The organism is Veillonella sp. (assembly GCF_015058545.1).
In the GTDB taxonomy this organism is placed as follows: Bacteria; Bacillota; Negativicutes; order Veillonellales; family Veillonellaceae; genus Veillonella_A.
In genome coordinates this window covers 1-4658 of sequence record NZ_SVCB01000017.1, presented here as the reverse complement: position 1 = coordinate 4658, position 4658 = coordinate 1, and the positions used below count along the sequence as shown (strand labels likewise).

2 protein-coding genes and 1 riboswitch are annotated in these 4658 nt (G+C 37.2%); both genes read left to right on the top strand.

Translation table 11 applies throughout. The annotated features are described in order from the left end of the window. Window positions 1-637, top strand: a 637-nt coding sequence (locus E7204_RS00795) for an LLM class flavin-dependent oxidoreductase (protein ID WP_295180653.1), incomplete at its 5' end; no start/stop codon positions are given. 627 nt (window positions 638-1264) lie between these two features. Then, window positions 1265-3904 carry an autotransporter outer membrane beta-barrel domain-containing protein gene (locus E7204_RS00790; RefSeq protein WP_295180651.1) on the top strand — a complete coding sequence of 880 codons (2640 nt, stop codon included), beginning with the start codon at window positions 1265-1267 and terminating at the stop codon, window positions 3902-3904. Window positions 3905-4302: 398 nt separating this feature from the next. Then, window positions 4303-4474: riboswitch (cobalamin riboswitch) on the top strand. Window positions 4475-4658 lie beyond the last annotated feature (184 nt).

The window sequence follows — 4658 nt, the reverse complement described above, 5'->3', positions numbered from 1 at the left end:
GTTAAAAGGCTATTTTGATGATACGAATGGTGTTCATGCTTATCCGGCAGCGGGGCTTCAGGTGCCGTTCTATATATTAGGTTCCAGTACGGACAGTGCCTATTTGGCGTCTGAATTGGGCTTGCCGTATTCCTTTGCTGCTCATTTTGCGCCGGCCATGATGGAAGAAGCGGTAGCGATTTATCGGGAACGTTTTAAACCGTCTAAAGTGTTGTCAAAACCATATGTTATCTTGGGCATGAATGTCGTATTGGCTGATACTGACGAAGAAGCTAAACATTTAGCGACGACGCAGACGCAGCGTTTTATTGATATTGTTACCGGCAATAATCAAGGCTTGCAGCCACCGGTGGAAACAGAAGCTGAACTTTGGGATAATTATGTGGCAGCCAAACGAGCCCCGCATTTTGGTCCTATTCCTTTTAAAGCGGAGGACATCGCCTTCCGTGAGCAGGCCGTAGTTAGACAGATGACGTCCGTTTCCTTGATTGGTAGTCCGGCTTCGGCGGCGAAACAGTTGCAGGACTTGCAAAAGCGGGTAACGTTTGAAGAGATTATGGCTCAGAGCTTAATTTACGATCAAAGCGCACAAGCCTATTCGTATAAATTATTGGCCGATCTAGTGAAAACTGTATAGTAATATATTAGGTGATTATATAACGGATATATGTTGTTGTTATATTAGAGAATATTTTATATATCTCACGTTTGTAATTCACTACTTATAAATTTGATTTATTAATTTTAATTTAATATTTTTCTTTAGTAAAAGGATGGTAGAAATTTCTATCGTCCTTTTTTTATGCGTGAAAATAGGAATAATATTCAAAATAATCTATATAGCTGATTTTCTTATGATTTTATAAGCAACTAATATGGTAGGAATAATAAATATTTAAAAAATTATTATAGAAATTAAAGATATGTGTAATAGAAAATTTATTACAGGTAATTTATTAAACTCTTTACATTGTAAAAATAGTGTAAAATAGGTATTTTTGAGTTTTTTATTTATTATTTAGAAAAAGGTATTGTTAACCATATATTACAAAAATAAATGAATATAAAATAGTAGAAAATTATCAATTAATAACGAATTAGAATATGTTGATTGATTGACATGAATAATAGTTACAGAATAAAATGAATCTAAATGTTCGTTCTTAATGAATATTTTATTAAAATTAGAGAGAGCTGTATTGTTTCTATTTATGGGGGGAATAGGGAGTTATAAAAAAAGTTGTGAAGGTATGAGGAGGATTTTATGTTGGGAAGTAAGAAGAAGAAAATATTATGGCTCAGTAGTTGTATTTCTATGGCATTGTTATCGGCTAACATGGTAGCTTATGGGGCAGATACTACCGTGTATCAAAGTAAGATTACCGGTGACGTCACTAAAGATGCAGAATATAGCGATGCAAAGGTTTTAGATGGCATAGCGGAATATCGTCTTGGTGGGAATGATATAACAATTCCGGGTATTGAAGTAGGGGCAAACTCAGCGGAAACCGTTGTAATTGCTACCGATGCGAAATTAAATTCCGGTGTAATTAAAAATGCAGCCGGCAAGACTGTTGTCATAAACGCTAAAACTTTGAATTTGGTTAATGAATCAAACAATAGCCTGGAAGGTTTTAAAGTAGCTAGTGATGATAAAGATAAAAAATCTGAGATTGAAATACATGGTCATACCAATTTATATGCAAAGAGCGGGGGCCCAGTGATTGGTGTTTTTAGTGCAGGTAATTCTAAAATCACATTTGATGGAGACTTCATTGCTAATGGCAAAAGTCGGAATGACGAACTTGGGATAAATGGTTATGGCGGTGTTGTCTATCATGGCGCTACCGGATTATATGCTGTTGGCAACAGCAATATTAAAAGGGGTGGCCAGATTGAGGTAAAAGGAAATACTGATATCACATCTAGCGGTAATGGCGCTACGGTTATTCTTAATGGTGGCTCTATTGTGAGCAATGAAAGTTCACAATATTATTCTTTGATAGCGGAATCCGCTTCTATTTTTGCCAATATGAATGAAGATCATACGGCAGCTGGGAGTAATACAATCGTTGTTAAGGGGAATATTGGTGCTTTAAACGGTGCTGTGACTTATGGGGCGGAAGAGTTTAAACAGAGTATTGTGCAATTAGGATTAAGTGATGCGCAATCTTCTTTTACCGGAGTGGTTGATACTAATTTTGATCAGAAGCAAATTGAGCAAGGGTTTACACCTAATGTTAAGTTGTTTATCAATAATGATGCTACTTGGAATCATGAAGCTTATGGTAAAACTTCAGAAGGGTTCAAAGGTACTCAATTGGAAGTTCTGGCCGGCGGTAATACGAAAGCTCTTGCCGGTAATATTTTGCAAAAAGATTGGCATGATATTACCGTAGAATCCTACAAAGGTAATATGCGTGTATTCTATGAGCATGATAGCGATAACTCCACTAATATTAGAGGTGGAAATCTGATTGTTAAACATGCAGAAACCGGTTCTGTTATCTCGATGATTACGGATAATCAGGGATTGAATACGTCATCCAATAAAGCTACTGATAAAAACTTAGTAAGTGAAACTTTAAATTCGTTGGCTAAAAAGTTAGTATATCGTGGCTATATAGTCAGTGAACGAAATTTAACGGGTGAGGTAATCATTGCTGAAGGTTTAACATCATCCAGTGCAAGTTTAAAAACCGGTAACATTATGTTTGATAGTTTTAACGGACAAGGTAGTTATGAATATGAAAAGGCTATAGATGAACCGGAACAGCCAAATAAACCGACAGAACCGGCTAATCCGTCAAAGCCGACAGAGCCGAAGCAGCCAAATAAACCGTTGAATCCGGTACAACCGGCAGAGCCTAAGCAACCAAATAAACCGGCAGTGCCGCCTAATCCATCACAACCGGAACAGCCTGAGAAACCAGTCAATCCGGCCCAGCCAAGTAATCCCGGGGGTAACGTGGAAAGCGGCAGTTATGAAACTGCTATTATGAAAAATACAAGTAACGCAATTGCGTCGTCCGCAGTTTTATGGCGCACGGACATTAATAATTTATCCAAACGCCTGGGGGATTTACAAGCTGGCACAGAAAGTGGCATTTGGGCAAGAATTTATGGTGGCGAAGCTGAATATAATAAGAATTCGCTTAGTGTAACTAATAAATATAAAGCTGTTCAAGTGGGTGCTGATAAGAAGCTTGAGAATGGTTGGCATGTAGGTGGAGCTGTAGGCTATAACCGTGGTGAAGGCGATTATGCCAACGGTAGTTCCGGCAAGTCAAAGTTATTGACTGCTGCAGCTTATGCAACAACTGTTAAAGCAGATGGACAATATATTGATGTGATTGCTAAAGTTGGTAATTTAAGAAATTCATTTACCTCGTATAATTCAGAATCCGGCGCTTTACGCAATTATGTGAGCGGAAAATATAGTACGAATGTTTTAGGTCTTGGTGTTGAATATGGGAAAAAGATTCAACGCGGTTCGGCCATAATTACGCCTCAGGTTGAGTTAACATGGGCCCGTTTAGGAGCTGATAGCTTTGCGGCAACATCACCTACCGGAGAATCTATGCAAGTTAATCAGTCTGCTATTACAAGCTTAATTGGTCGCATGGGCGCTGCCGGTGAATGGCGTCAAGCTAAGAGTAGTTATTATGTAAAAGGCAGTCTTTTGCATGAATTTAAAGGCGATAGCACAACGCATTTCCAGGAAAGTGGTAAAGATGGTAAGTCTACTGATTTTGATTTCAAAGACACTTGGTTCGAAGTTTCTGTGGGCGGTGCTTACGATTTTAATCCATCGAGCAGTTTATACTTTGATGTGGCAAAAAGTTTCGGTGGTGATTATGAACTCAACTGGGAAATTAACGCCGGAATGAGATTTAAGTTCTAGTTAAATAATTTTAAAAATTAATTATAATGTGGAGGCCAATAGAATTGGCCTAAAGTGCACATAAAAAACTGGTTTTGTTTCTGCCACCGGCTTCCGGTGGCAGTTTTTTGTGCGCTGTTAAATACTAGCCGGTACGTTTTTCTACCGGAATTAATACTTCAAGATTTAGTTTCTCCTAATTACTTCTTAAATGTAAGTTTATATAACTTTAATGTTATGAATAATTATACAAAGTTTATATTCGTAAAAAACATAAATGCTATATAGAAATTGATAAATGTATGTACTATAGGGGGTATAGCATGATTAATATTATTTTTAAATTAAGATTGACTAGATGATGAAGTAAATATATACTGTATGTGAAGTAACTTTATACATTATGTATAATTGGCGAATTTGATAACAATAAAATAGGTGTCATTTGACTTAATAGAGAAATCGGTATAAGCCGATGCGATCCCGTCACTGTAAGAGGAGCGACTCTCATATTGCCACTGATTAATTTTGGGAAGGCGAGAGGAGCTATGAATCTAAGCCAGGAGAACTGCCTATTTATAATCTCCGTTTTAAATCTACGAGCGATAGAGAGGCGATTTTGGCGTAAGCTATTTAGCATATCTATTTTAAAGTTGAAGTAGATATGCTTTTTTTGTACGCCGAATAGGCATGACAAAACCCCCAGTTAAACTGGGGGTCGGTAAAAAATTCTTATAGAAAAGGAAAGAACCTCCTAATGATACAATGAAGTTGG